Here is a 25,096-nt window from a genome sequence, read left to right on the forward strand (position 1 = left end):
AAGCGATGCAGAGGTGCGACCCGTGGCGAATTTAATTCTTAATGCGGAAAACGCACCATTACGGTCTTGGGAAGGCAGCGCCTTCATGCGGGGGTTCCCCCCACTCGCGCTTTGCATGGCTGACAGGGAATTTGGAGTGAGCCATTGGATAACAATCGCTCCGAAACCTGATTTAACCGTCCCGTCGTCACTCCGCCAGCTCAAAATCTTCCCCTCCTGGGAGGGGTTAGGGGTGGGTTACCCGTTCGCCCTCACCCCACACCCCACACCCCGTAAAGCTTTTAAGGCTGTTTGTCACCCCGTCAGCAAGCAGCCTTGTTAGCCTTAGTTACTGGGTGTGGGCGAACCTGTAAGGAAAACGTTTTGGGAACTAAGGCAATCATTACACCCCGCGCCCCCGCCCCACCACACAACCCACACCCTCAAGTGTAGATCTGAGTCTGTATTGTGTTTTTGCGTGTAATTGACGACTTGAGAGTATTATTGGCATAGTTACAAGCATCCGCAAATCCTCTGATTGCTGTCTCTATTTTGACAACTTGTATAGGGTTTGCTTAAATCAAGCAAACTATCGTTAATGCTGTGTTCATCAATGTAAAACTTGAAACTATCATCAACTAGATTAAGACTTGTGGTTATTCCGAAAAACCCTACTGCCCAATTCCTCTAACACTACCTAATTTGTTTCTCACTAATTCTTATAATTACTAGCTGTTATGACTCTCCAACTACGTGTCTATGTCCCACCCCATCCTCTAGTTAAGCACTGGCTAGGGGTTGCCCGTGATGCTTCTACACCACCTCCATTGTTCAAAAGCGCTATGACCGAGTTGGGACGCTGGTTGACCTATGAAGCAATGCGGGATTGGTTGCCGAATGAAGAACTAACAGTGCAAACTCCCCTAGCTCCGTGCAAGGTAACTATGGTGAATCCAGAAGTACCCATCGTAGTTGTGCCAATTTTGCGGGCTGGACTAGCTCTATTAGATGGAGCCCAAACCTTGCTGCCCTTGGCATCGGTTTATCACCTTGGTCTGGTCAGAAATGAGGAAACCTTACAAGCCAGTTTTTACCTGAATACCTTACCCAATCAGTTTGACCCAAATACACGAATCCTAGTTCTCGACCCAATGCTGGCTACTGGTGGCACAATGATGTTAGCAATGTCAGAACTTAAAAAACGAGGAGCAACACCAGACTTAACACGGATTATTAGCGTGGTAGCAGCACCACCAGCCTTACAAAAGTTGGGGGCAGATTATCCTAGTTTGACCATCTACACTGGCATGATTGATGAGGAAGTCAATGCTAAGGGATATATAGTACCAGGCTTGGGTGATGCAGGCGATCGCGCTTTTGGAACTTGACCTGAGCAGCAACTAACCCCTATTACCCTGACAGACTTAGACTGCAAATCCAACTGATAGTATCCAACTGATAGTAGAGGTGTTGCCTGGAACACCTCTAACTAGACTTCCTGATCACGGTTCCAAGGTTCACACTCCCCGCTCGCTCACCAGACGGGGCTTTCAAAGTCTTGTTCAAAAGGCTTCCGATACGATACTATATAATATGATTGAGGGCTGGTACCAAACCCCTTGTCTAATCAGCAAGATCCTCTCAAACTTGATGGGTTAATCTGGATAAAAGCTGCATTTTTAAAATCAAGGGCAACATAGCAACATGAGTCAGCAAGATGGTTTTGCAAGTGGATTCCTGACTGGAGCAGTAGTCGGGGGATTGGTAGGTGGATTAATCGGCGCTTTGGTTACTGCTGGCAAAAGTAATCAAAACGATGAGGAAGATCAGTCTTTGTTAAATTCGGAGCGATCAGACCCTAAGGCAATTAGGGCGAGAAGACGCGAACTAAAGGCAGAAGCAAGCATTGAAGCGGCACGTCAGAGTTTGGAAGACAAAATTGCCCAGCTGAATTCAGCAATTGACGATGTACGTCAACAAGTCAGCACAGTGAAAGGTCAAGCTGAGGCAAATACACAGGAACGGGTGCTTGAGCCGTGAAAAAATTCTGTTGTAGGTATGTTAAAGCTTTACTGACTTGCTATTCAGGCACAGGGTGATCAAATTCGTTAAACTTAACATTAAGATACAAACTTAGTAAGAAAGCTTATTAAATACTATGGCTACAGAACTATTGGCTAGCACTCTCCAGAGCTTTATCCAAATCTATCTAGTTCTATTAATTGTCCGAATTCTGTTAACTTGGTTTCAAACAATGGATTGGGCGAATCAGGTCGCTTCTGTCTTAAGTCCAATTACTGACCCTTACCTGAATATTTTCCGTTCCTTCATTCCACCCCTTGGAGGTATAGATTTTTCTCCCATACTGGCGATATTCCTTCTACAAATTTTAGCTGGGGCGTTTTAGCTTAAACGGGGAGAAGCCCCACGTCTGAAAGGGAAGCGTCAGCGTGGGCTTAATCCCCCTTTAAGCTAATCACCGACCGATTTTGTGCCTAAAACCGGATGCCTTAAACTTCTTAAGGATCAGAGGCGTTTTTACATTAGCAGGAACCGTAACCCGAAACTCAAAATCAATGGTTTTATTTTTTGGCACTTCATCAATTGACCCTACGCGACCCCGGTTTTGGAAGGTATTATTGCCATTGGCATCGTAGATACGACCAAAAACATCAGCATCAAATACGTCTATTTTCTTGGTATTCTTAGCTTTACCCTTGATCAGATAGCAACTAGCCTTCCTAGCCGAACCCCCACCAACGGTCACCATGCCTTGCCCGATTTCTGAGGGACACTCCTGGGAATACAAGTCGAACAGTTTAAGGGGTATCTTAGCAAAAGCAGGGGGCGCAAATGCCCAGCTGATCACCCAAATCAGACAAGCTACAGCAGTAGCAGTTAACCAATTTCGCAATCCCATAAAGCCCACTAAAAATTTACCGATTATAGCTACTTTACATCTAAATTGCATAGGGTTTAGCTTGAAGCAGAGAAAATATCGCTAACGATAGGTAATACTGAATAGATAATACTGAAGTGAATGGCTCCAAAGCTCAGTGTAGAATCAGTAACCATTACTAAGATTTGGGGGGAAGGTAGAACTTTTCTAGGGATAACCCTGACCAAACAATACGCGATCGCACTAGCAAAACTCCTAAGGTAATTATTCCTAAACTCACAGCTCTGAGTTGGTGGTTTCCAGTCCAAGCTAACTGGCCAAGGTAGCTCGAACCAATCATCACGCTATGAATTGCAGCTAGGACTAAAGCAGGGATACTCAATAAATGAATCCGTCGCCAAAGCTTGCCCAAACCCTTCTGTAAGCGGTCAAAACTCGTGAGGGCGGCTGGGGTAATCAACACGAGGGCTAAAATTCCTGCTAACAGTCCCCACTTATGCTGCGGTAGCATATACCCCATAGCATCTAACTTCCAGTTCAAGGCATGGTCTAACCTAAAAAATGTATGAGCGATCGCCAACACAAATGCCCCCACTCCTAAAGCCCGACGATAGCGTAAGAACCCAGCCCACAAACGACTAATCGGACGAGCAATCAAAGCTAACATCAGTAACAGTAGCGCCCCATGACCAGTGTAATCCACCATAGCATCGGTACGCAGAAGGGTTAAAATACCAATCGTGAGGGTAACCCAGCCTCCTAAGCGGAACAGCTGGCTGCGCTTGCTAACACTGAGTCTAGATGCAGATACACCCACTCCTAGCATCATGGGCATCGTTCCCAGTCCAAAGGCCAGCATTGTTGCTGCTCCCCACCAGAGATTCCCCATTTCCGCTGCTTTAATCTGAGCAGCATACAGGAAGCCACAGGGCATCAAACCCCAGACTCCTCCTAAAAGGGCTGGTGTCCACCACTGAGATTCCCCAGACAGTTTACTCATGGCGACCGTCAGCCGTTGATGCCCAATCCCTTTAGATAGGGGATGTAATAGGGGCAGACGGGGAATCCAATCGGGTTTAAGCTGCACACAGCCAAACCAAATCAGCATTAAACCAGTCAGAATTGCCATGGCTTGGCGCAATCCACTGCCAATCCCAGCCAACTGACCACTGGCAATCAAGACTGAACCCATACCCCCAAGTGCAGCTCCGACGAGAGCATAACTAATTGTTCGTCCTAGGTTAAGGAGACTATGAAAACCCAGCTGATGGAGCCACTTTGGAGACTTGTCCTGCTGCTGAGATAGGGAAAACGCCACTGTCAGAGGTCCACACATCGCCACACAGTGACCAAAACTGCCCAGAAACCCTAGGCTCATGACCAGCAGCAAATCTAAAACCATTCCGTGCTTATGTTCATTAACTGTAAACTATGTTGACACTCCCCGCTTGAAAAAGACGGGGATTCCTAGATCTACGACCGGCCTTAAACCTCCGTGTCCAAATGGCAATATCTAAACCGAAATCCCGTCAAGACTAAGATCTTAGTTCAGTTCACGAAAGACCCAGCGGGCTAGTCTCCTTAGGCGTTTAGCTACTTTTTTGAGAAGTGCCTTATAGAGTCGGTTGCTCCTCTGTTTCACTTGGTTTCGGCGTGCCCCGCCGTACCATTATTTTCTGAAGTTGTGATCTTGCTGGGTTCACACACCAATTGGTAGTTGATGATTGGGTTTTTAAGGAGGATTTTCCCTGCCCTCCGGGCATTACTACTTTAAGGTCAAACAATTGCGGGTCTCTCTCCCGGTTGTGCCTCGGTTTTTCAGCCTGTACCCGATATCTCAATTATACTATGGCGCTATAAAAGTTTCAAGTTCTTAATTAGAATTCTATTAGGCGACTTTAGTCGCTAGTCACTTTCATCTCCGCTCTAAAGAGACGGAGCTTTCAGTGTTGGGTTTCGCAGTAAATATTATAATCAGTCATTAATCATTATTGTGAATTTTTAGCAATTTCTAATCAAAAGATTCATTTGTGATCGACGATCGCCTCTCTATTTCGGCCATGTTCTGATTAAGACCTCTAGAAGGATCTTTGAACAAAACTTAGTACTAGGAGTTAACCCCCATGAGCATTCAACTGCGATCCAACATTCCCTCTACTGAAAACTCAGCACCCAGAACTCAGCAGTATTTTCCAATAATTTCTCACAACATTAAAACGTCTGCCGATGTCGGTGCTACCTTCCACATTGAACCCAATCACAATCCTCGCGCTAGAGAACCGGCTTTAGCGTGGTTTGCCCTTACTCGCCAAGGGGGCCAACGAATTCCCCTAGACCAATGTGACTGTCAACTCGTGGTTTACTCTAAATCCTCATCAGACTTAGGGAGTTCCCCCATCCTTGAGCCACAGCTGAAAGCTATATCAGCCGAACAATATCAAGGTATTCCTGGAGCTGATCTAGTCTTTCCTAAAGCGGGAGTCTATGAGTTAGTTTTAAGCGGTACTCCTAAATCAGGAGCTAGTTTTAAGCCATTTGAGATCAAGTACGACGTTACAGTCACTCCTGGGAAAAAAACTGCGACTGTGCCAAGTCCTGACACTGAAACTCAATTTAACCAGCAGTCAGAATCCTTATCAGAATCCTTCGAGGATGCTACACCATCAGAGCCTCAATTATTACAGTGGTGGTTGCCCGTAGGGATTTTTGCCTTAGTCATCCTAGGTATAAGCAGTATGTTGTTATGGAAAAAAGCAACAGGAAAAAGGTAAAGATAACCCCACCCTCTACTAGGCAGTGGCCGGAAAACTCCCACCGATAAAGTGAATATCACTAAAAGTTTCGATCCACAGACGAGCCCCACAATCAAGAGGGTTATCCGGTTGATACACAATCCGACAAGGACCAAGAATTTCCACCTGGTTGCCGTATAGATTGTTGCCGCTTCGTTTTACCGAAATCACTGGCTGACGCTCTTGGGGACGTTTAGTTAGGAATTTTTACTCAATAGAGCTACGAACCGAAAATAGAAAGAAAATCGAAAGATATAATAATTCTTTAATAATTCTTTATTAACTAATAATTATCAAATGAACATTCTAAGTAACCTGTTTGCCGGTGCCACTAATCCGTCCCGTCCCAAGAAAAAACGCCGACGGATTGAAATCAAATCTGACCGTGAAATTGAGATCATGCGGCAGGCGGCAACTATTGTGGCCACAGTACTCAAAGAAATTTCTGAGATGGTTGAGCCAGGAATGAGCACAGCGGATTTAGATGCCTATGCCGAAAAGCGGATCCGTCAGATGGGGGCAACCCCAAGTTTCAAAGGCTACTACGGCTTTCCTGGGTCGATCTGCAGCTGCCTTAATCACGAAGTAGTTCATGGTATTCCTAGTCCTAAGAAAGTAATTTGCAGTGGTGATGTGTTGAAAGTTGATACAGGTGCCTACTATCAGGGATTTCACGGAGACTCATGTATTACTATTCCGATTGAAGAGGTCAAACCAGAAGCGAGTCAATTAATTCGGGTGGCAAATGAAACCCTCTACAAGGGCATCGAACAGGTGAAAGCAGGGAACTACTTGCTAGACATTGCTGGTGCGATTGAAGACCACGCCCAAACTTATGGCTATAGTATCGTGGAGGATTATACGGGTCATGGTGTGGGGCGAAATCTACACGAAGACCCCTCAGTATTCAACTTCCGCACCCGCGAATTGCCCAATGTCAAGCTGCGTGCTGGGATGACTTTGGCGATTGAGCCAATTTTGAATGCTGGTACTAAGTTCACACGCACCCTATCTGACCGTTGGACAGTCGTTACGGTGGATAATTCTCTATCCGCTCAGTTTGAACATACGGTTTTGGTAACAACTGATGGCTACGAAATCTTGACTGACCGTGCCAAGGTCTAACTATAGCCTTACTTATGAACTAGTGAAAGACTTGCTGGCACATGGAACTTATCAGTGGGTAGTCGGTCTATTAAATAGAGGAGCGTCTCCTACTCCAGGGTAAATAGTCTCGCAATCAAACCCCAATAAATAGGGATAAAACGGGCGTTAACCGTACAAATCCGACATTGACATTTCGCTAGCGCTAGAGTATAATCAAGACATAAGACACAGAGTTTTGTCACCATGCCAAGAAAAGTAGGCGCAACTTTGAAGATATCGACTCAAATCGTCCCCGTAGTGGGGATGGCAGAGTCGGTTGAGCTTGAGTTGCTGTCTACCATGAAAAAACTTGCTGTGGTTCGCTCTGAGTCTTATAACAAACTGGGGAGCATTAGCCATTGGGGCCTTGATTGGAAAAAGGCTATTCCGGAAGTAAAAAGCTTCAGGAATCCCGACACCCTGGGGCTGCCTGCCAAAATAATGGACTGGACTATTAATGATGTAGCCAAGGCCATTACAGCTCAGCAGGCAGCCTGTATAGATGCGGTAGCAAAAAAGGTCTACAAAAGGTTCCCTGGAAAGGAAAACCAGAATAAACGGAAGGAGCTTTGCAAACAACTTAAAACTTTAGCCTTCCTGGACAACTCTCTCCTACACAGACTTGTTAGAAAGGATTTTCAGAGAGGACATTCCTGGGTGAAAAACCAGATAGTCTATCAACAAGTGGGTTATAAATGCAAAAGACTTTCCCGTAACACTTACCAGTTAGAACTAGCTGGATTAAGGACAAGGAAGAGGAACAGGATAGTTGTCAGGTCTAATCGAAAAATAAAAGGACAAATCAGATTAATCCATAACCAACTCCTGCAAAGATTTGAAATTCACTTTCTGGTAGACCATGGAACCGTAGGAATTCCATCTGAACGTCGGAGTGTCGGAGTAGATAAGGGGTACACGGAGGCTTTCTATGACTCAGAGGGTCAGGCTCACGGGAAAGGACTAGGAAAAGTAACCACCAAGAAGTCTGATCGTATATGTGAGAAGAATCGCAATAGAGGGAAACTTTGGGCACTTCATAGAAAACTAGAAAAGATAGACCCAGCTAAGTCTGCTCGGATACTCCGCAATAATTTAACCAGAAAGACAGAAAACAAGCGCTACAGACAAGATCAGTCAGTATTAAAGGCTATCATAGGAGCCGCATCTAAATCCCTTTTTAATGGGGAATCGTTGAAAGTTTTTGCTGTTCGCGAAGCGTGGCCTACGGCCTCAGATTTAACACAACCAATAAAGACCAAACGTCAGTCCAAAGCCATGTCCCGCAAGCTTAATAGTTGGATGAAAGGAGTAATGCGGAACTCCCTACAGAAATGGGCTGATTGGACTGGGTCGGTTGTAACAGAAGTCCAGCCTAGTTACACGTCGCAAGTTGACTCCGTGACTGGAACCCTGTTGGGGAAAAGGAGCGGGGACAACTTTACCAGATTTAATGGGGTCGTGTTACAGGCTGACCACAATGCTGCCAAAAATGTCCTTAGCAGAGGTACGGACAAGGATATCACCCGGTATATGAGTAAAACTGAGGTGCAGGCAGTATTGTTGCGCCGTACCGCGCGTTTCTTGGAAGGTATGGGACTGAGTCTGCTAGATGCAGTTGAGCTTGGATGGCTTGACTCAAAACATGAGCTTTGCTCGGGCTTTCAAGCAACTCCTGATCGAGATGTCAGGAACGTCTAAATAGACGAGTGGGAGGCTTGACTCCAATTGCTGTATGACCACTCCTCACTTAGACCACAATAAATTGCACCTTGACCGTTTTGTACGGGTTTATCCCGATTAATGACGGCTTAAGAGTATCTCTAGGTGTGCCATTTTCTCCCAAGCCATAGCTATTGGTTAGCAGATTAGGTATGATATATTGGGTTGGGACTAATTCTAAAAACTACCAAATTTCTGGCTGTTAACAGCTGGGATACTTGATCACAAGTAAGCGCGAAGTTTTAAAACCCAGTCTCGTCAGAGCTGGAATTAAAAACGATTAACGCGCGGATTTACTTGCCAATCACTCTTTTCTGAGTAATCATCAATCCCATCAATGTAGCCTTATAATAAGGATGTTTACTCTAGGCGGTGAGAGCATCCACATTGGAACCCCACTCAGAAAAGTAAATGGGTGAAAAATATTGTTGGACGGTGCTTCTAGTAACTAGTTACATAGATCGCAATTTATCTACTGCTAAAAAACTCCCGATCAGATCTCAGGGGTGTTGATCAGGTTGCATCTAATTTCTTTCTTCTTAGTTACTTCACTAATCTCCGGAACTATGACCAATAAAATAGTCGAAAAAATTGCCGGAATGTCTCTGGTAACTATTAGCTTTGATTGCAATTGGACAGCTGTTCCAAAAGAAAACCCCCAAACCGTTGAGCCTAGGGGTAATTATCAGGGTGCATCTACCATTTATTTCTTCTGATTGATCGGATTGATATCCGGAAGGATTACTATTCGATGGATGACTTTACCTAGGGAGAAATTTGCTCTTAGCCAACAGCCAGCTGAGAAGCTGATGGCAACATCTACAGGTGCGACCCGTGGCGAATTTAATTCTTAACGCGGAAAGCGCACCTAAAAAAAAAACTCCCCTGAACCGTGAGCTTCAGGGGTAATTATTAGGGTGCATCTACCATTTCTTTCTTCTGATTGATGGGAGTTATATCCGGAAGGATTACTAGTCAATTTACTAGTCAATCAGTAACAAAACCCACGGAATAAATTTACTCTTAGCTAACAGCCAGCTGAGAAGCTGATGGCAACATCTACAGGTGCGACCCGTGGCGAATTTAATTCTTAACGCGGAAAGCGCACCTAAAAAAAACTCCCCTGAACCGTGAGCTTCGGGGGAAGTTATTAGGGTGCATCTACCATTTATTTCTTCTGATTGATGGGATTGATATCCGGAAGCTAAGGTATGGCTTACAATTCTATATGATTGCTAAAGCTATAGATGACTTTACTTTTAGCTGACAGCCAAGTTATGGTCTATGGCTCCATCTACCAAAGAAAACCCCCGAACCGTGAGCTTCGGGGGTAATTATTAGGGTGCATCTACCATTTCTTTCTTCTGAGTTACTTCTCCACTATCCGGAAGGTCGTCGATAATCATAGCAAATTTGCTAACTTACGGTGGAATGCAGTGATTGGTTAGACTTTTTCGGTGGTAGCGTTACTGCTTTTCTACCACTTGCAGTCTGTCTGTTGCGCCAATCAACGAACATCGCAGCAACGTCATAGTTAAAAGCCTTGGCATGGTCTTCACGAAATTTGTGAATTTCTTCTAAGATCTCATTGGTCAACATTATTTTACTCTCCCATGAGTTCATAGGGTGTGCAAATTATTGGTAGTTTGTATCCAAAGTCAGAGCATATTTGAGTCAGCTTTTTCTGGATCTGAACATTTGCAATATGTTTACAGTTCCACGTTAGCAGATAGTCCATTCCGTGGACAGTAGCTAGCGCAATATGAGCAGCATCATTTGCAGCTTTGTCTGGCAGGTTACTTTTTGTTAAAAGTTGAATTGTCAATTCTTGAGCGGCTTTGGTTGGTTCTAATAACTCAATGCTATGCAAGATGGTAAGCCGTTTTTTTGCTATTTCACCGATCTCCTAGAGATGCTTCATCCACAACAACGATTGAGGCATATATTTGAAAAATTTTGCGACGCTTTTCCCACCAATCTTTGGTTACTTCAATGTTGGCTGCTAGAATCAGATTTTTGGTCGATCTAGCAGTCAAGTACCCTAAAACGCTGGTTTCAATATAGACGGTTTCCCTCACAGCAGTTTATAACATATAACATCTATTAGTCCTCCATGCTACTGGATTTCATCCTGATTTTGATGGGTTGGGAGGAGTGGTGAATTAATGGGTACCTCACTGGCCAATCCCGAGTATTTATACTTAAAATAACAAATCTAGAATATCGGTACAAAAAAAAACCCCCGAACCGTGAGCTTCGGGGAGTAACTATCAGGGTGCATCTACCATTTCTCTTTTCTGTGTGATTTCACGTATATCCGGAAAAGTGACTCATTAATTGAGTTAGAGGAATCTACAAAACTCTTAGATCCCTCGTAAGGACTGCTCTGTAAACTATAAGCCCATTAGAAAACCCCGGAAACTGGAGCTCCGGGGGTAATTATCAGGGTTCATCTACCATGCTTTTATTCTAAGTGATTTTACTGAGATTTTAACAAATCTCTTTATTGACATATATAACCAGATGTGCTAATGAATAATCAAGTTATAGAACAGTAAGTCAGTTGACGCTCTAGGTAATATAGCCATGACTTGAGCTATAGCACTACGCGCTATATCAGCTTATTGAGGGGTGTTCACGGTAAGTCATGTACTTGCAGCAGTCAGCCCAATGCTTAAGTTTTCCTGGATTGTCGAGCTAACTGCTGAGAGGTTCATAGCTAAATGCTCACATCACGAGATAGGATTATCTACAAGGTGAAGACTATAGACCCACGCAACTATGCCACGCACTCAACGCAACGATAACTTTATCGATAAAACCTTTACGGTGATGGCAGACATCCTCTTAAAGATTCTGCCTACCAATAAGCAAGCCAAGGAAGCTTTTGTCTATTACCGAGATGGTATGTCAGCTCAAGCGGATGGGGAATATGCTGAAGCTATGGATAATTACAAAAAAGCCTTGGAACTGGAGGAAGACCCCAGCGATCGCAGCTTTATTATCTACAACATGGGGCTAATTCAAGCCAGTAATGGTGAGCATGAGCGTGCTTTAGAACTCTATCATCAAGCTCTTGATATCAACCCCCGTATGCCTCAGGCTCTTAATAATGTAGCCGTAATTTACCATTATCAAGGTGAACAGTTGAAGGAAGCTGGAGACAATGAGGCGGCAGAAGCTTTGTATGACAAAGCGGCTGATTATTGGAAACGAGCTATTCGCCTTGCTCCTAATAACTACATTGAAGCCCAAAACTGGCTGAAAACTACAGGTCGTTCTACGATTGATGTTTACTTTTAGCTCCTAGCTTCTAGTTAATAAACTTGATAGTCTTTATAGTCTTTGATTTGGGCTAAGCCTTTACTGTTGACTGTTCAGGAATTCATTAGTAACCAAGAATTATAATATAACCAAATGATGATAGACCGCGAACAAGTCCAAAAAGTTGCCAATCTTGCTCGTTTAGAACTAAAAGCAGAGGAGGAGGAGAAATTTGCAGCTCAGATGAACAGTATTTTTGAATATTTTCAACAGCTGAGTGAATTAGATACTGAGGATGTGCCCCCAACTACACGGGCGATTGATATTAGCAATGTGACTCGACTGGATACTCTCAAACCCTATACTGACAGGGATTGTATGTTCAGGGAAGCTCCTGAGCAGGATGGTGATTTCTTCAGAGTTCCAAAAATTATTACTGAAGGGTAAGCTATCAGCTATCAGCTATCAGTTATCAGCTATCAGTTATCAGCTTATGTGCTATGGGCACGATTATTGAGGAGGAAACCGTTAAGAATAAAATAGGTAAGCATTTGTTTAATCTGAGTTAGGTCACAGCGTCGTTCGCACAGCGTGGCCATTCGCGTAGCGTGGCCAAGGCCAAAGCCTGTGCCACAAAGCTTTTCGCTACGCTGGGTTGATTTTAAGCTGACCGCTGACCGCTGACCGCTGACCGCTGACCACTAAATGCTAACTGGGCGTCAAAGAGTTTGTTGTTGACGGTTGAGGGTTAACTATCAAACCAAACCCTTAATTTTTAAATTAAACTATAAAAAATGAACCATTTTATGGTATAGAATTCCTCACCTTTGATTTCTGATCCTTCCTTAGACCCATGCATTCCCAAGTAGATTTCCAAGATGCCTTTGATGTGATTGTAGTTGGCGCGGGACACGCTGGTTGTGAAGCCGCCCTAGCTTCAGCACGGTTGGGCTGTCGTACTATCCTACTTACCCTCAACCTAGACAAAATTGCTTGGCAACCCTGTAACCCAGCTGTGGGAGCACCGGCCAAGTCTCAACTCACCCATGAGGTAGATGCTTTGGGTGGAGAAATTGGCAAAATGGCTGACCGTACCTACCTGCAAAAGCGGGTACTTAACTGTTCACGGGGACCAGCGGTTTGGGCTTTGCGAGCCCAGACGGATAAGCGAGAATATGCGGCTGTGATGAAGGAGATTGTAGAAAATCAAGAAAACTTGACTCTCCGGGAAGCCATGGTCACGGATTTGGTGCTGGGGGCTAATGATGAGGTGATAGGTGTCCAGACTTACTTCGGTGTGGCTTTGAGAGCATCGGCAGTAATCTTGACAACAGGCACTTTCCTGGGTGGACGGATCTGGGTGGGAAACAAGTCGATGTCAGCAGGACGGGCTGGGGAATTTGCGGCAATTGGCTTAACGGAAACCCTTAACCGCTTAGGCTTTGAAACGGGACGACTCAAGACGGGAACCCCCGCACGGGTAGATAAGCGCTCTGTGGATTACAGCAACTTGGAACCTCAACCAGGGGATGAGAAGGTGCGCTGGTTTAGCTTTGACCCAGATGTGTGGGTGGAACGAGAGCAGATGTATTGTTATCTGACCCGGACGACTTCTGAGACTCACCGCTTGATTAGGGACAATCTCCATCTATCCCCAGTGTATGGAGGCTGGGTGGATGCCAAAGGACCCCGGTACTGTCCTAGTATTGAAGATAAAATTGTGCGCTTTGCTGATAAGGAAAGCCATCAGATTTTTATTGAACCAGAAGGACGAGATATTCCAGAACTCTATATCCAGGGATTTTCTACTGGATTACCAGAGAATTTGCAGTTGCAGCTATTGCAAACGCTTCCGGGATTAGAAAATTGCGCTATGCTGCGTCCTGCTTATGCGGTTGAGTATGATTATTTACCGGCGACTCAGTGTTATCCGACACTGATGACTAAAAAAATTGAGGGATTGTTCTGCGCTGGACAAATTAATGGTACCACTGGCTACGAGGAAGCAGCAGCTCAGGGGATTGTAGCGGGAATTAATGCAGTGCGCTATGTCCGCCATCAGGAAATGGTGGTGTTTCCTAGGGAAGAAAGCTATATAGGCACGTTAATTGACGATTTGTGTACCAAAGACCTGCGGGAACCTTACCGAATGCTGACTAGCCGTTCGGAGTATCGGTTACTATTGCGCTCCGATAACGCTGACCGCCGTATGACTCCTTTAGGACGCAAACTCGGTTTGATTGATGACCGTAGGTGGCAGCTGTATCAACAAAAACAGGCCAACATTACTACAGAAAAAACCCGACTCCAGTCAGTGCGGATTAAGGAACATGATCCAATCGGAATTGCGATCGCATCCGATACCCAGCAAAAGATCAAAAACTCGATTACCTTAGCTGAGTTACTACGTCGTCCTGGTTTCCACTATGTCAATCTAGACCAATATGGACTGGGTGACCCTAAGCTGAATCAGTCGGAACGGGAAGGAGCAGAAATTGATCTAAAATATGATGGTTATCTTAAGCGTCAGCAAAAGCAAATTGACCAAGTTTCTCGGCAAGCTAATCGGCAGTTACCACCAGATCTAGATTATGCTGCTATTGAAACTCTATCCAAGGAGTCTCGTGAAAAGCTTAGCCAGGTCAAACCTATGACTATTGGTCAGGCATCGAGAGTTGGCGGGGTTAATCCAGCAGATATCAATGCCTTGCTGGTATATCTAGAGGTGCGGGAACGAAAGTTCACTGCTGTTGTGACTCCATAATCTCAGGGGCATCTGTTATAAAACCCTAGATAATCTTCTCTTAGATATATTCATAGTCATAGTTACGAGAGCATACCATCGATGTCTCAGCATGTGATTACCAAAGAAAAATCAACAGAGCGGTTGAACCCTCCCCTTCCCATTCAGCCATGGTCGGTAGATGCTGAAGCCGATAGGTTAATGGATGATTTATTTGGGGATCTGTACCAAATGATCGAGAACGGCAGCGAGTTGCCGACAGAACCCGCTGAGCCAGACTATGTCTCCTTGGAACCAATAGCAATCCCGAAAATTCCCATATCAGCGGCAATCATTCCCTTTCTGGAATCGCCACTCCCCTCAACACAGGAGTTAGCCGAAACCACATCAAGTGAGTTGCAAACGACAACGGCAGATACTAACTCTAGTATTGTCGCGGATAACTCTGGTCAGTTTTTAGACAAGCTCCTATGGACTTTAGCCTTACTGTCCCTATCAGCAATCACAATGATGTGGCTGACTAGCCAGGGAAAGCTAACTTGGTCATGGTTGAACAACTTGGTAGCTTTGGTATCAGTACAACAAGGCAAAGTCTCAGAACCTGATGCCCAGTTTATTAACTATATGTTGCGATCGCTAGAAGTGATTGACCGCAAAGCACAAGCGATCAAAAAGCCTGTGATCGCATCATTACCAGACCCCACGCCTGCCAATCCTCCGGTAGCTCCTAACTCAGCAGCAACTGCACCACCAACTGCTATCAAAGAACGTGTCTTAGAACGAGTTTATTATATTCCAATTGAAAAGGTTCCAACCCCTGATCCTGCCATAGCATCCTCAGCGCCAGTTAAACCATCCCCTCCTGCTACCACCCCTGAACCTACACCATCTCCATCACCAATCCCGAAACCTCCGCCAAATGCTGTTCTAGAACCACCGCCACCAACTATTGTAGAATTACCGCCACCACCAATCCCAGACCCCCTGCCCACCGCTACTCTTGACCGACTCCCTACCCCCCCACCTCCCCCACGCACATCACCTGCTATCAAACATACCTTGGTAGGATTACTGGAGCTAGGAGAACAATCTGCTGCTTTGTTTAAAATTGATGGTGTTACCCAACGGGTTAAGCTGGGGGAAGCAATTGCTAATAGCGGTTGGACTCTAGTCTCTGTAGATAATCAGGAAGCAGTGATTCGACGCAATGGTGAAGTTCGTTCAATTTACGTTGGACAACATTTTTAGTTATGTAAGATCATGACTATAATAAATCACCATATCGAATGTAAAAAACAAATTCTAACGCTCTAGGGAAATTAAGAACAGGATGGCTCGGTTGCCAATTGCCAATGGTGTTTTGTCGTGCATTATATTATGTTTGCGATCGCATACCAGATTTGTGCGATCGCACAAAGCCCAATGGCCGGTTTTAAATTAACTATTATCAACTAACTATAGTTAGCCTTCCTGTAGCTATTTCAGATAACCTGAGATATGTTGATAGAACAGAGTGAAAACTATATGATCTAATAGGATATAGGATAGTGGTGCAGTGGGACTATTTGAAGACCTGAATCGATTTCTAGAAAGTCGTCTAGAAGAATTTCTCCGTAACAATCCTCATCTAGAGTTACAGGCACTAGAGGAGCAGTTGCGGGAGCAAGAAAAAGACACACTGCGGCTAATTATTGACTTACAGCAACAGGAAAAGCGGTTGCAAGACCAAATTCTCGCCGTTGCCAAAGACATTCAACGTTGGCATGAGCGTATTGAAAAGGCTAAGTCCCACAACAGATTTGATTGGGCTAAAGCAGCTCAAGAGCGGGAAGCAGCTCTGTTACGTCAAGGCAATCAGCTTTGGGGCCAGATGGAAGGGGTTAAACAGCGCATTACTAAAGCCAAGGAACTCCAAGAACAGATTAAAAACCGTCGCGCTGAAGTGCAGGCTAAAGCTAGAGATACAGCAGCAGCTCGCGCAAGTGCTCAGCAGAAGCAGAACTCCCAGACATTTGCCTGGAATCAGACTACCAACAGTAACCAATACAATATCCCTTCTGGTGTAGACCCTTTAGAGGAACAGTTTAAAAGCTGGGAAATGGATGAAGAGTTGGAGCAAATGAAGCGGAATATGAACAGTTAATGTAAGCTATCAGCTTGTCGCGTATCAGCTATCAGCTTTTGAATGAAAGAGGTAAGCATTCCTTTAATCTGAGTGAAGTCACAGCGCTTGTGGCCTGTGCCACAAAGCTGACGGCTGACAGCTGACTGCTGAATGCTTAGATGAATTCTTCATTCATCCTTTTTTTGAAAAGGACGATTAATAATAAAAGAAATTGATTTCTGTGGGAGAGGCAAGGTAGGAAATAAGGACTGCTTTGTAGCGTTTAATTTAGCAGTATTGGCAATGTCTTGGTCTTGGCTGCTTTGGCTTAGATTAGGAGCAGATGAATCAGATGGAAAGGAAGGCTGGCGAAAAATCCAGCCTGGATGCTTGCCATAGTTAGAAGCGATCGCTAATAAGGCTCCTGCTAAGATAAACACCGGTAGTGGTAGAGTTACGTGTCTAACCCACTGATAGATTTCCACCATCACAAAAAACACCAAAACGCTAGCTATCCAAATTTTTATAACTCTATCCGATACCATGCCAATCTTATGCTCTGATTCGGTTTGTTCCGTCTGAGGAAGCTGATGGAATGTGAGTCAAGCAAACAGTTTTCCCATCAGCTCCTTTAGACCATACTACACCTTGGCTGCTACTTTGGCTGGAGCGGATACCAAGCTTTCATAAGTTGACCGCATCTTCAGACCAACTAGAACCTGGAACAACCCAGAACCGTTGTTAGAGCCAGGATAATCCTTGTGCTTGAGCAATAACTCGGTCATCTCTCCATCGTACTTGGTTGAGGTATTGCTGAGGTGACTTTCGATGTAAATCATCTCGTTGAGGTTATCGAACTGACCATCTACCTCTAGTACAGAGACTTCGTTACCCATGTAGCTGTCTGGCCCATAGTACATTTTCAGACCAGGATAAGCACAGGTTAGCTTGCGACCACAAGGTCTCCAATCGATAGTTGACCCTTCATCAAACAGATAAACTGGGTTAAAGTCTTTCACTCCTTCCTTTTGAACTAGGCGCACCCGCAGTAGATTGCTTTCCTTAGCTGCCTCTCCCTGAAGCAGCTGGGTGGGAAAGATTTGAATGACCACATCAGCGTATTGCTTCTGGACTTCAATGTAAGCTTCAAAGTCTGGACGTCTAGCTTCAATCGACGCTAGAATGTCCTCATAACGATGGCCCCGTTCTGCCATGTCCCGCTGGATTTTCCATTGGATTTTGACTTCATCGCTAATGTCTAGGTAAACCCCGAAGTCAACCAGATCGCGCACCCGCTCATCATAAAGAGGGTGCAGGCCTTCAATCACTACAACTTTATTTGGCTCAATCCGCTCTGGTGGATCAAGTTCACCGGTCTCATGGTTGTAGATAGGTTTGTCTATGCCCCGACCTTCTTTAAGCGCTTTGATTTGCTCGTACATCAAGTCAAAGTTATTTGCCTTAGGATTAAGGGCAGTAACTTTTTTCTCTTTGCGCTGTTTACGATCCAGACTGTGATAGTCATCGAGACAAATCACCGTCATGAACTCCTGGCCAAATAGGTCGGTCAAACGCTTCAGAAACGTTGATTTACCGCATCCTGAGTCTCCAGCAACTCCTATAACTACCACCCTCTCCAGATCTGTGGTCATATCTTCCCTCTAACGTAAAACATATTCTCAAATCAGTTTTCAGTAAGCCAAAGCCCAAGCCTGGGAGCAATCTGACACACGCTTATAGTGGTGCTTGATAACATGCCACCATAAATCCACTCGCTTAAGTACTAACCACTAGGGAAGACCAAAGCCAAGCTCTGCTTAAGTATTTACTACTAGCTGCTCATAGTGGATTCTACCAAAACCAGATTGCTTATACAAGGCTGATTGTCAGTAGCATTACTTCGCTTAGTACTTATGCTAAGGTTTGTTGGGCATTTTTTAAAGAAAAAATTAAACTGACTCAGGATTTACAGTTTTTGAGTTACTCATCATGTAACTTGAGAGTAGTGCCTAGCAGTGCCTCTACACTAATTCTCTCCCTGATAAACCAAAACATTACTGGGCATAGCTTTACAATGTTACGCTAATAAGGCATTATTCGGGGTTATTACTAGCTAGCCACTCACCCATCGGATCGTGAGTCCGTTTGTGGTGCCAAGGCAAGTCTTAGCAATACATAGTTAGCAATACATAGTCAGTTTGGTTTGGAGCAATAGAAGCAATGTCTAGTCCTAGCGAGTCTACTAATTCCAGCACTGCTACAGAATTTGGTAGTCGCACTTATCTTTATGAGGTAGTCGGTCTTCGTCAAAATGGACCGATTCGTCAGAGTGGCACGGTTTTGTTGACGGTGCCCTATAACCGCATGAAGCAGGAAATGCAGCGGATTGCTCGCATGGGAGGGAAAATTGTCAGCATTAAACCTCTATCCAGTAGTGCTGCGAATGGGTCAGTGGCTCAAACACAACCTACCCAGTCAGAAAAAACAACTAAGCCTACCCAGTCAGAAAAGACAACTAAGCCTATGACTCAAGCGAAACCCAAAAAGGCCAAAGATAATATCCCTGTCAATACCTATCGACCCAAAAACCCCTTCATTGGTAAGTGTATATCAAACGAACAACTAGTCCGGGAAGGGGGTATTGGTAATTGCCGTCACCTCAAATTTGACCTTTCTGGAAGTGAGCTGCGCTATCTCGAAGGTCAAAGTATTGGGATTATTCCCGATGGTACTGATGACAAAGGGAAACCCCACAAGCTTCGTCTGTACTCCATTGCTTCTACTCGTCACGGCGATGACCTGGATGATAAGACAGTATCCCTCTGTGTCAGACAGCTGCAGTACAAACATCCCGAAACTGGGGAGACCGTAAACGGTGTCTGCTCTACCTTCCTGTGCACTATGAATCCAGGGGATGATGTCAAAATCACTGGACCGGTGGGTAAGGAGATGTTGCTGCCATCAGACCCCAATGCCAATATCATCATGATGGCAACGGGCACTGGTATTGCACCATTCCGCGCTTTCCTATGGCGGATGTTTAAGGAGCAGCACGAAGATTACAAGTTCAAGGGTTTGGCTTGGCTGATCTTTGGTATTTCTACTACCCCTAACATCCTCTACAAAGATGATTTAGAAGCCATGCAGCAGAAGAACCCAGATAACTTCCGCCTCACCTATGCCATTAGCCGTGAGCAGAAGAATTCTGAAGGGGGCAAGATGTATATCCAGCACAGGGTGGCGGAACATGCTGACGAGTTGTGGAAGCTGATGCAGCAACCAAACACCCATACCTACATCTGCGGATTAAAAGGTATGGAAGGTGGTATTGATGAGGCTTTGACCGCTGCAGCTGGTAAGGAGGATGTAGATTGGACTACATACCGACAGCAAATGAAGAAAGCACATCGCTGGCACGTAGAAACTTACTAGTAAAAACCTAATAGGTTACGGCTGGTATAAAGTAAATCCTCCTTTTGGAGGAGTTAAATCAAACTAGCGCGTCTGTTTCTTTTGGCCATAGGGCTGAGGTAAACAGGCGCGCTACTGGTTTTTTGAGGTTATTCTGGTGGTCTTAGGCATACCCCAAGCCCGTTGGCAGCATTTGGTTGAACAGGCCGAGGGGAAGTTGTCCTACCAAGCTCAAGAGTTGACAAGAAGGCTACAAAGCTTTCTGGATAATGGATAGAGCGTTTAGTCCTCGCTGAAAATCGAGCCGTTTGTGAGGTTTGAGACTCATCAGAGATTTGGCTAAATCCGACAAAATTGTCAGAGATTGAACCCAATCGGGAGCGTGCAATCCCATCCAAAAAAAACTATGTCGCTGGGTTGAACGTTCGGGTTCAGTCGGACGACAAATATACTCACTCCCATATTTTGTAAATATCTCCGAAGTAAAGTAGTGAGAGTATAAGCAATGGAAATGAGTAAAATAATGGCAACCAACCGTCGCTCATTCACTTTGGTATTTTCTGGAGGTGCGCTTGACCCATTAAGAATTAAATTCGCCACGGGTCGCACCTCATTATAGCCTCCTGGTCTTGATGCAAAGCGCGAGTGGGGGAAACCACGGCAGTCGCTCATGGGGGGAACCCCCGCATGAAGGCGCTGCCTCCCCAAGACCGCTGAGGTGCGCTTGACCGATTAAGAATTAAATTCGCCACGGGTCGCACCTCTGCATCGCTTTTTAAATCTCTAAACATAGTTTTGATACCCCATCGAGCCTTATAGCAGGATAAAGTCCGGGGGAGGCTATTAAGAGTTGTTAGAATATACCAAGGTTCTTTACTGCCTACCAAAGCGCTTTGCAAGCTTCATTATCTGTCTGATGCACTGCCCACCCTACATGAACCAAGCTAAATACTTTTGCCACAAATTATATAAATTGTTTGCTAACTATTTGATTATCAATATAGTTAGCAATATAGTTATCAATGTATTTTAGTTGACGGTAAGAGACTGTTTATAAAGTAAATCTATGGTTACCTGTTTTCTTGATGCAAAGCACGATTGAGGGAAACTAATATTATTTCAATGGTGAAACTTTTGATATCATCCAACGTCTATACTAGCCAGTTAGAAGTCAGGGTCTTTGATAATCTTGGCTGTTCAGACTATTGATGTGTTCAGGAAGATTCATCTCCATGAAATATCCGATTCGAGTGTTATTATCACTCTTAACCTTATGTACTATTGGCTTAGGAACTAATAACGTATCTGCTGAATCTAATCAATGTAGCGAGATTCGTGCTGTCCGTCGCTTGGCGATTCGGGAAAACTTAGATAGCGATAATCTAGCTACCCTAGAATATAAATACTGTGGAAATAGTAACTTACCTTCATCAAGTATTGAGTCACTACAAACTTCTTCTCAAGATTGCTTCGACCTGACCGTCATGGCAAAACTAGCCAGTATGACAGAAGAGGCAAAAAGCTTTGTGGGTATGATTGAAGGTTTAAAACAAGTTACCTGCAAACGTCCTAGGCAAGATCAGAGGTCTTCGTTATACTGGCCAAATGGTAAAACAGCCAAATGGGGATCAAATTGGTATTATCCAAACGGTAATAGGCTTAATTATGGATCTATTTTTTACTATCCAAATGTTAAAAGATTTAATTATGAGTCTATTTTTTACTATCCAAATGTCACAAGATTTAATTATGGGTCTATTTTTTACTATCCAAATGGTCAAAGGTTTAATTATGGGTCAATTCTGTATAATCATAAGGGTAGACGTACTTCAGTGGATAGTTTACTGACCCAGGCTTGTAGTATAGTTGGCACCACAGAATGCGATCGCATTCTCACATACATCAACCGCGATGACCGGAACCGCGATGACTCGAACCGCTCTGAAACCGAGAGTAAAGAGGATTTCTTGCGGGATTTGTCAATCATGCAAATTCTTGACAGGCTTACTAGAGTAGCTGATTAAGCCTCAGGGGGTAACAAGCAGCCTTTTTAGCTCCTAAGGGTGTCGGTCCCCAGCTTAGCACTGGGTTTGGGGTGTACAGAATAATTACAGCCGTCATTCAAACCCTAGACTAGATTTATTAACTTGAACTTAGCCTAGGCATTCGTTTATTATTACCTGTCATCATTTACTGATAATTTTTTAGCCAAGTTGGGAGCTCAATAGAACTGGACACCCGTTCGGCCAGTAAGCATTCAGTGGTCAGCGGTCAGCGGTCAGCAGTCAGTGGTCAGCTATCATGGTTATTTTATTCAAAAGCACCTCAACTAGCGTGGCACAGGCTTCTAGCGTGGCACAGGCTTTGGCCTTGGCCAAAAGGCCACGCGGGGCGCGTTTGGCCACGCTGTGCGAACGACGCTGTGACCTAACCCATAAGCTGATAGCTGATAGCTGATAGCTGATGACTGATAGCTGATAGCTGATGACTGATAGCTGATAGCTGATAGCTGATAACTGATAGCTGATGACTGATAGCTGATAGCTAATGACTGATAGCTGATAACTGATAGCTGATCGCAATCTTAATTAGGATGTAATATTGCTATAGGCCCTGTGGCCACCTGTGTGAGGATTTCTCTAAATGCGAGTTTTATTACTGTATCCGCTATTTCCGAAAACGTTTTGGTCTTATGACAAAATCCTTGAATTAGTTAATCGCAAAGTTTTATTGCCACCCTTAGGTCTAATTACTGTTGCTGCCTTATTACCTCAAGACTGGGAATTTAAACTGGTTGACCGCAATATCCGAGACGTAACCGAAGCAGAATTTGAATGGGCAGATCTGGTGATAATCTCAGCCATGATTGTCCAAAAAACCGATGCCCTAAACCAAATTAAGGAAGCCAAACAACGTGGTAAATTAGTAGCATTTGGGGGACCTTATCCTACCTCTTTACCGGAAGAAGGAAAGAAGGCAGGGGTGGATTTTCTAATCCTAGATGAAGGAGAAATCACCCTACCGATGTTTGTAGAAGCTTTACAGCGGGGGGAAACTAGTGGAACGTTTCGCACTACAGAGAAACCCGATGTCACTCAAACCCCGATTCCCCGCTATGATTTGTTAGAGCTTGATGCCTATGATTCAATGTCAGTCCAGTTTTCGCGCGGATGTCCTTTTCAGTGCGAGTTCTGTGACATAATTGTTCTCTATGGCCGCAAATCGAGAACAAAGGAACCAGCCCAGCTTCTCAAGGAATTGGATTATCTCTATGACTTAGGCTGGCGGCGTGGTATCTTTATGGTGGATGATAATTTTATTGGGAATAAGCGTAACGTTAAGCTACTGCTGAAAGAGCTAAAAGTATGGCAAAAAGACCATCACTATCCCTTCCGATTTAATACTGAAGCATCGGTAGACCTAGCTGCGGATTCAGAATTGATGGACTTGATGGTAGAGTCTAACTTTGATGCTGTATTTTTAGGGATTGAAACACCGGACGAAGAAAGCCTTAAACTAACCAAAAAATACCAAAATACTCGCAGCTCTCTAACGGATGGTGTAGATAAAATAATTCGTGCGGGATTGCGACCAATGGCAGGGTTTATTATTGGTTTTGATGGAGAGAAACAAGGAGCAGGTTCCCGGATTATTAGTTTTGTTGAACAGGCTGGTATCCCTACAGCCATGTTTGGCATGTTACAGGCTTTACCCAATACTGCTCTATGGAATCGCTTAGAAAAAGAAGGACGTTTGCGAGATAACACTAAAAAAGATATCAATCAAACCACCCTAATGAACTTTGTTCCTACTCGTCCCATTGAGGAGATTGCTCAAGAATACATCGAAGCATTCTGGACGCTATACGAACCTGAACGCTATATAGACCGAGCCTATCAATGTTTTTTAAAGCTTGGCCCCCCTAAATGCAAAGCCCCATTCAAAATGCCGGATTTGGTAGATTTGAAAGCTCTGGGCACTGTAATTTGGCGTCAAGGGTTTAAGCGCAGTACTCGCTGGAAATTCTGGCATCATTTATTTGGTATTTTCAGGCACAATCCAGCTGTATGGGAACATTACCTTACTCTATGCGCTCACAACGAACACTTTCTTGAATATCGTCAAATTGTCCGGGATGAAATTCAAAGACAGTTAGTTGATACTAAGCCTAAGTTGATGGATAAAGAATTAATAGAGATATAGCAATTATCAGCAACGTTTGAGGGACTTAAGGCAATAGGCAATAGGCATGCTAGCAATAGCAAAGAGGGTTTTAAGCGATGCAGTGCTAAAACCCTCTCCCTCTACTCCCTACTCCCTACTCCCTACTCCCTACTCCCTATTCCCTGTTCCCTGTTCTCTGTTCCCTAAAACACCAAGGGCGAGGTAGATAACCGGATTATAATATCGGCTTGATACTTAAATCTCTCAAGGTGAAGGTGAAGTCGAGTTTTTTGGTTGTGCTAATAAATTCAATGATAACTTCAGTAGCAACTGCTGTAGTCATCAGCACTAAATTTCGAGCTAATGGATAATCACAAATATCATCATTAACTGGGGAAGGGACTCGATAATTTTCATTCCAAATTATCTCACTGTAGTCTTCTGCTAACCCAACATGAAGACAAGGGGTTTGGGAACTATCACAGTAATCTTTTACAGCTTGACGAGCGACACTGTTATCAAAGGTGTCAATGACTAAAGTAGAATTATTCAGTAATTGTTTGGTATTAGCTTTGGTTAATTCCTTGACCTTAGCCTCCAATTTTACCCCAACCGCTTGGTAGAGAGAATGGGCGAGGATTTTGGCTTTATGGGCACCAATATCAGAGCGGTAGTAGGGTTGAGTAGAAAGATTGCGCTCTTCAATGCGATCGCAATCAATAACCTTAAGCTTTCCAAACCCTGAACGAGCCAAATTTTCGGTAATATTGGCTCCAAGTGCTCCCGCACCACACACCGTCACGGGGTAGTCACGTAACTCAGCCATGACTTCGGAGGTACGGTAGAGTTGTTCGTGGAAAAAAATTGACATCATC

General features: G+C 44.3%; 23 protein-coding genes and 2 pseudogenes. 16 read left to right on the forward strand and 9 right to left on the reverse strand.

What is annotated here, in order from left to right:
* Nucleotides 1-716 precede the first annotated feature (716 nt).
* The 3 genes from upp to AC4II3_RS09990 all read left to right on the forward strand — a co-directional run bounded on the left by upp (nucleotide 717) and on the right by AC4II3_RS09990 (nucleotide 2,386).
* Nucleotides 717-1,367 (forward strand): uracil phosphoribosyltransferase, encoded by a 651-nt coding sequence (gene upp, locus AC4II3_RS09980; protein WP_070393008.1) that lies wholly within the window; start codon nucleotides 717-719, stop codon nucleotides 1,365-1,367.
* A 316-nt stretch (nucleotides 1,368-1,683) separates the two neighbouring features.
* Entirely contained in the window at nucleotides 1,684-2,019 is a 336-nt protein-coding gene (locus AC4II3_RS09985) for a ssl2009 family thylakoid membrane protein (RefSeq protein WP_293081221.1), read from the forward strand.
* Nucleotides 2,020-2,137: 118 nt separating this feature from the next.
* Complete coding sequence (locus tag AC4II3_RS09990; RefSeq protein WP_070393010.1) at nucleotides 2,138-2,386, forward strand: YggT family protein; 249 nt, start codon at nucleotides 2,138-2,140, stop codon at nucleotides 2,384-2,386.
* A gap of 69 nt (nucleotides 2,387-2,455) precedes the next feature.
* Here AC4II3_RS09990 and AC4II3_RS09995 read toward each other — a convergent pair whose 3' ends face one another.
* Both AC4II3_RS09995 and AC4II3_RS10000 read right to left on the reverse strand, forming a co-directional pair.
* Nucleotides 2,456-2,950, reverse strand: a complete 495-nt coding sequence (locus AC4II3_RS09995; protein ID WP_488016640.1) for a hypothetical protein — start codon at nucleotides 2,948-2,950, stop codon at nucleotides 2,456-2,458.
* Between the two features lie 106 nt (nucleotides 2,951-3,056).
* Nucleotides 3,057-4,280, reverse strand: coding sequence for an urease accessory protein UreH domain-containing protein (locus AC4II3_RS10000; protein WP_488016642.1), 1,224 nt, complete (start codon nucleotides 4,278-4,280; stop codon nucleotides 3,057-3,059).
* A 721-nt stretch (nucleotides 4,281-5,001) separates the two neighbouring features.
* Between AC4II3_RS10000 and AC4II3_RS10005 the strand changes: the two genes are divergently transcribed.
* Nucleotides 5,002-5,649, forward strand: coding sequence for a hypothetical protein (locus tag AC4II3_RS10005; protein WP_488008762.1), 648 nt, complete (start codon nucleotides 5,002-5,004; stop codon nucleotides 5,647-5,649).
* An 18-nt stretch (nucleotides 5,650-5,667) separates the two neighbouring features.
* On the opposite strand, the pseudogene AC4II3_RS10010 reads toward AC4II3_RS10005, so the two are convergent.
* Nucleotides 5,668-5,865: pseudogene (locus AC4II3_RS10010) on the reverse strand (DNA-binding protein); the annotation flags it as partial.
* Nucleotides 5,866-5,967: 102 nt separating this feature from the next.
* On the opposite strand from AC4II3_RS10010, the gene map reads away from it, so the two are divergent.
* The 3 genes from map (at nucleotide 5,968) to AC4II3_RS10025 (ending at nucleotide 9,251) form a co-directional block, all read left to right on the forward strand.
* Nucleotides 5,968-6,795: a type I methionyl aminopeptidase gene (gene map, locus AC4II3_RS10015; RefSeq protein ID WP_488008760.1), complete on the forward strand. Its 828-nt coding sequence runs from the start codon at nucleotides 5,968-5,970 to the stop codon at nucleotides 6,793-6,795.
* A 225-nt stretch (nucleotides 6,796-7,020) separates the two neighbouring features.
* On the forward strand, nucleotides 7,021-8,514 hold the full coding sequence (locus AC4II3_RS10020) for a zinc ribbon domain-containing protein (protein WP_488008758.1): 1,494 nt from the start codon (nucleotides 7,021-7,023) through the stop codon (nucleotides 8,512-8,514).
* A 587-nt stretch (nucleotides 8,515-9,101) separates the two neighbouring features.
* Nucleotides 9,102-9,251: a hypothetical protein gene (locus AC4II3_RS10025; RefSeq protein WP_488008756.1), complete on the forward strand. Its 150-nt coding sequence runs from the start codon at nucleotides 9,102-9,104 to the stop codon at nucleotides 9,249-9,251.
* A gap of 700 nt (nucleotides 9,252-9,951) precedes the next feature.
* Here AC4II3_RS10025 and AC4II3_RS10030 read toward each other — a convergent pair.
* Both AC4II3_RS10030 and AC4II3_RS10035 read right to left on the reverse strand, forming a co-directional pair.
* Nucleotides 9,952-10,134: a hypothetical protein gene (locus tag AC4II3_RS10030; RefSeq protein WP_488008754.1), complete on the reverse strand. Its 183-nt coding sequence runs from the start codon at nucleotides 10,132-10,134 to the stop codon at nucleotides 9,952-9,954.
* Nucleotides 10,135-10,138: 4 nt separating this feature from the next.
* Nucleotides 10,139-10,613: pseudogene (locus AC4II3_RS10035) on the reverse strand (type II toxin-antitoxin system VapC family toxin).
* A gap of 703 nt (nucleotides 10,614-11,316) precedes the next feature.
* On the opposite strand from AC4II3_RS10035, the gene AC4II3_RS10040 reads away from it, so the two are divergent.
* The 5 genes from AC4II3_RS10040 to AC4II3_RS10060 all read left to right on the forward strand — a co-directional run bounded on the left by AC4II3_RS10040 (nucleotide 11,317) and on the right by AC4II3_RS10060 (nucleotide 16,685).
* Nucleotides 11,317-11,838, forward strand: coding sequence for a photosystem I assembly protein Ycf3 (locus AC4II3_RS10040; protein ID WP_488008752.1), 522 nt, complete (start codon nucleotides 11,317-11,319; stop codon nucleotides 11,836-11,838).
* A gap of 117 nt (nucleotides 11,839-11,955) precedes the next feature.
* Nucleotides 11,956-12,246 carry an Asp-tRNA(Asn)/Glu-tRNA(Gln) amidotransferase subunit GatC gene (gatC, locus tag AC4II3_RS10045; RefSeq protein WP_488008768.1) on the forward strand — a complete coding sequence of 97 codons (291 nt, stop codon included), beginning with the start codon at nucleotides 11,956-11,958 and terminating at the stop codon, nucleotides 12,244-12,246.
* Nucleotides 12,247-12,652: 406 nt separating this feature from the next.
* Complete coding sequence (mnmG, locus tag AC4II3_RS10050) at nucleotides 12,653-14,563, forward strand: tRNA uridine-5-carboxymethylaminomethyl(34) synthesis enzyme MnmG (protein ID WP_488008750.1); 1,911 nt, start codon at nucleotides 12,653-12,655, stop codon at nucleotides 14,561-14,563.
* 81 nt (nucleotides 14,564-14,644) lie between these two features.
* Complete coding sequence (locus AC4II3_RS10055; RefSeq protein WP_488008748.1) at nucleotides 14,645-15,790, forward strand: hypothetical protein; 1,146 nt, start codon at nucleotides 14,645-14,647, stop codon at nucleotides 15,788-15,790.
* 307 nt (nucleotides 15,791-16,097) lie between these two features.
* Nucleotides 16,098-16,685: a TIGR04376 family protein gene (locus AC4II3_RS10060; protein ID WP_488008746.1), complete on the forward strand. Its 588-nt coding sequence runs from the start codon at nucleotides 16,098-16,100 to the stop codon at nucleotides 16,683-16,685.
* 149 nt (nucleotides 16,686-16,834) lie between these two features.
* Here AC4II3_RS10060 and AC4II3_RS10065 read toward each other — a convergent pair whose 3' ends face one another.
* Nucleotides 16,835-17,191: a hypothetical protein gene (locus tag AC4II3_RS10065; protein ID WP_488008744.1), complete on the reverse strand. Its 357-nt coding sequence runs from the start codon at nucleotides 17,189-17,191 to the stop codon at nucleotides 16,835-16,837.
* Nucleotides 17,192-17,287: 96 nt separating this feature from the next.
* On the reverse strand, nucleotides 17,288-18,298 hold the full coding sequence (locus AC4II3_RS10070; RefSeq protein ID WP_488008742.1) for a phosphoribulokinase: 1,011 nt from the start codon (nucleotides 18,296-18,298) through the stop codon (nucleotides 17,288-17,290).
* 568 nt (nucleotides 18,299-18,866) lie between these two features.
* On the opposite strand from AC4II3_RS10070, the gene cpcD/petH reads away from it, so the two are divergent.
* The gene (cpcD/petH, locus tag AC4II3_RS10075; RefSeq protein ID WP_488008740.1) at nucleotides 18,867-20,078 is read left to right on the forward strand and encodes a bifunctional rod-capping linker CpcD/ferredoxin--NADP reductase PetH; all 1,212 of its coding nucleotides are present in this window, start codon (nucleotides 18,867-18,869) and stop codon (nucleotides 20,076-20,078) included.
* A 229-nt stretch (nucleotides 20,079-20,307) separates the two neighbouring features.
* Here the strand turns inward: cpcD/petH and AC4II3_RS10080 are convergent, their stop codons facing one another.
* The gene (locus AC4II3_RS10080; RefSeq protein WP_488008738.1) at nucleotides 20,308-20,451 is read right to left on the reverse strand and encodes a hypothetical protein; all 144 of its coding nucleotides are present in this window, start codon (nucleotides 20,449-20,451) and stop codon (nucleotides 20,308-20,310) included.
* An 838-nt stretch (nucleotides 20,452-21,289) separates the two neighbouring features.
* Between AC4II3_RS10080 and AC4II3_RS10085 the strand changes: the two genes are divergently transcribed.
* The 3 genes from AC4II3_RS10085 to AC4II3_RS10095 all read left to right on the forward strand — a co-directional run bounded on the left by AC4II3_RS10085 (nucleotide 21,290) and on the right by AC4II3_RS10095 (nucleotide 24,447).
* Nucleotides 21,290-22,081, forward strand: coding sequence for a hypothetical protein (locus AC4II3_RS10085; protein ID WP_488008736.1), 792 nt, complete (start codon nucleotides 21,290-21,292; stop codon nucleotides 22,079-22,081).
* A 619-nt stretch (nucleotides 22,082-22,700) separates the two neighbouring features.
* Complete coding sequence (locus AC4II3_RS10090) at nucleotides 22,701-24,260, forward strand: B12-binding domain-containing radical SAM protein (RefSeq protein ID WP_488008734.1); 1,560 nt, start codon at nucleotides 22,701-22,703, stop codon at nucleotides 24,258-24,260.
* 46 nt (nucleotides 24,261-24,306) lie between these two features.
* On the forward strand, nucleotides 24,307-24,447 hold the full coding sequence (locus AC4II3_RS10095; protein WP_488008732.1) for a hypothetical protein: 141 nt from the start codon (nucleotides 24,307-24,309) through the stop codon (nucleotides 24,445-24,447).
* Nucleotides 24,448-24,456: 9 nt separating this feature from the next.
* Here AC4II3_RS10095 and AC4II3_RS10100 read toward each other — a convergent pair whose 3' ends face one another.
* Nucleotides 24,457-25,092, reverse strand: a complete 636-nt coding sequence (locus tag AC4II3_RS10100) for a ThiF family adenylyltransferase (RefSeq protein WP_488008766.1) — start codon at nucleotides 25,090-25,092, stop codon at nucleotides 24,457-24,459.
* Nucleotides 25,093-25,096 lie beyond the last annotated feature (4 nt).

It is taken from the genome of Moorena sp., assembly GCF_982860115.1.

What these genes read in the sequence shown, in the direction of transcription:
- AC4II3_RS10090 (WP_488008734.1), top strand. Translation starts at nt 22,701, where the DNA reads ATGCGAGTTTTATTACTGTATCCGCTATTTCCGAAAACGTTTTGGTCT.
- map (WP_488008760.1), top strand. Translation starts at nt 5,968, where the DNA reads ATGAACATTCTAAGTAACCTGTTTGCCGGTGCCACTAATCCGTCCCGT.
- AC4II3_RS10070 (WP_488008742.1), bottom strand. Translation starts at nt 18,298, where the DNA reads ATGACCACAGATCTGGAGAGGGTGGTAGTTATAGGAGTTGCTGGAGAC.
- AC4II3_RS09990 (WP_070393010.1), top strand. Translation starts at nt 2,138, where the DNA reads ATGGCTACAGAACTATTGGCTAGCACTCTCCAGAGCTTTATCCAAATC.
- AC4II3_RS10020 (WP_488008758.1), top strand. Translation starts at nt 7,021, where the DNA reads ATGCCAAGAAAAGTAGGCGCAACTTTGAAGATATCGACTCAAATCGTC.
- upp (WP_070393008.1), top strand. Translation starts at nt 717, where the DNA reads ATGACTCTCCAACTACGTGTCTATGTCCCACCCCATCCTCTAGTTAAG.
- mnmG (WP_488008750.1), top strand. Translation starts at nt 12,653, where the DNA reads ATGCATTCCCAAGTAGATTTCCAAGATGCCTTTGATGTGATTGTAGTT.
- gatC (WP_488008768.1), top strand. Translation starts at nt 11,956, where the DNA reads ATGATAGACCGCGAACAAGTCCAAAAAGTTGCCAATCTTGCTCGTTTA.
- AC4II3_RS10040 (WP_488008752.1), top strand. Translation starts at nt 11,317, where the DNA reads ATGCCACGCACTCAACGCAACGATAACTTTATCGATAAAACCTTTACG.
- AC4II3_RS09995 (WP_488016640.1), bottom strand. Translation starts at nt 2,950, where the DNA reads ATGCAATTTAGATGTAAAGTAGCTATAATCGGTAAATTTTTAGTGGGC.
- AC4II3_RS10055 (WP_488008748.1), top strand. Translation starts at nt 14,645, where the DNA reads ATGTCTCAGCATGTGATTACCAAAGAAAAATCAACAGAGCGGTTGAAC.
- cpcD/petH (WP_488008740.1), top strand. Translation starts at nt 18,867, where the DNA reads ATGTCTAGTCCTAGCGAGTCTACTAATTCCAGCACTGCTACAGAATTT.
- AC4II3_RS10000 (WP_488016642.1), bottom strand. Translation starts at nt 4,280, where the DNA reads ATGGTTTTAGATTTGCTGCTGGTCATGAGCCTAGGGTTTCTGGGCAGT.
- AC4II3_RS10100 (WP_488008766.1), bottom strand. Translation starts at nt 25,092, where the DNA reads ATGTCAATTTTTTTCCACGAACAACTCTACCGTACCTCCGAAGTCATG.
- AC4II3_RS09985 (WP_293081221.1), top strand. Translation starts at nt 1,684, where the DNA reads ATGAGTCAGCAAGATGGTTTTGCAAGTGGATTCCTGACTGGAGCAGTA.
- AC4II3_RS10005 (WP_488008762.1), top strand. Translation starts at nt 5,002, where the DNA reads ATGAGCATTCAACTGCGATCCAACATTCCCTCTACTGAAAACTCAGCA.
- AC4II3_RS10025 (WP_488008756.1), top strand. Translation starts at nt 9,102, where the DNA reads ATGACCAATAAAATAGTCGAAAAAATTGCCGGAATGTCTCTGGTAACT.
- AC4II3_RS10095 (WP_488008732.1), top strand. Translation starts at nt 24,307, where the DNA reads ATGCTAGCAATAGCAAAGAGGGTTTTAAGCGATGCAGTGCTAAAACCC.
- AC4II3_RS10030 (WP_488008754.1), bottom strand. Translation starts at nt 10,134, where the DNA reads ATGTTGACCAATGAGATCTTAGAAGAAATTCACAAATTTCGTGAAGAC.
- AC4II3_RS10065 (WP_488008744.1), bottom strand. Translation starts at nt 17,191, where the DNA reads ATGGTATCGGATAGAGTTATAAAAATTTGGATAGCTAGCGTTTTGGTG.
- AC4II3_RS10080 (WP_488008738.1), bottom strand. Translation starts at nt 20,451, where the DNA reads ATGGGATTGCACGCTCCCGATTGGGTTCAATCTCTGACAATTTTGTCG.
- AC4II3_RS10085 (WP_488008736.1), top strand. Translation starts at nt 21,290, where the DNA reads ATGAAATATCCGATTCGAGTGTTATTATCACTCTTAACCTTATGTACT.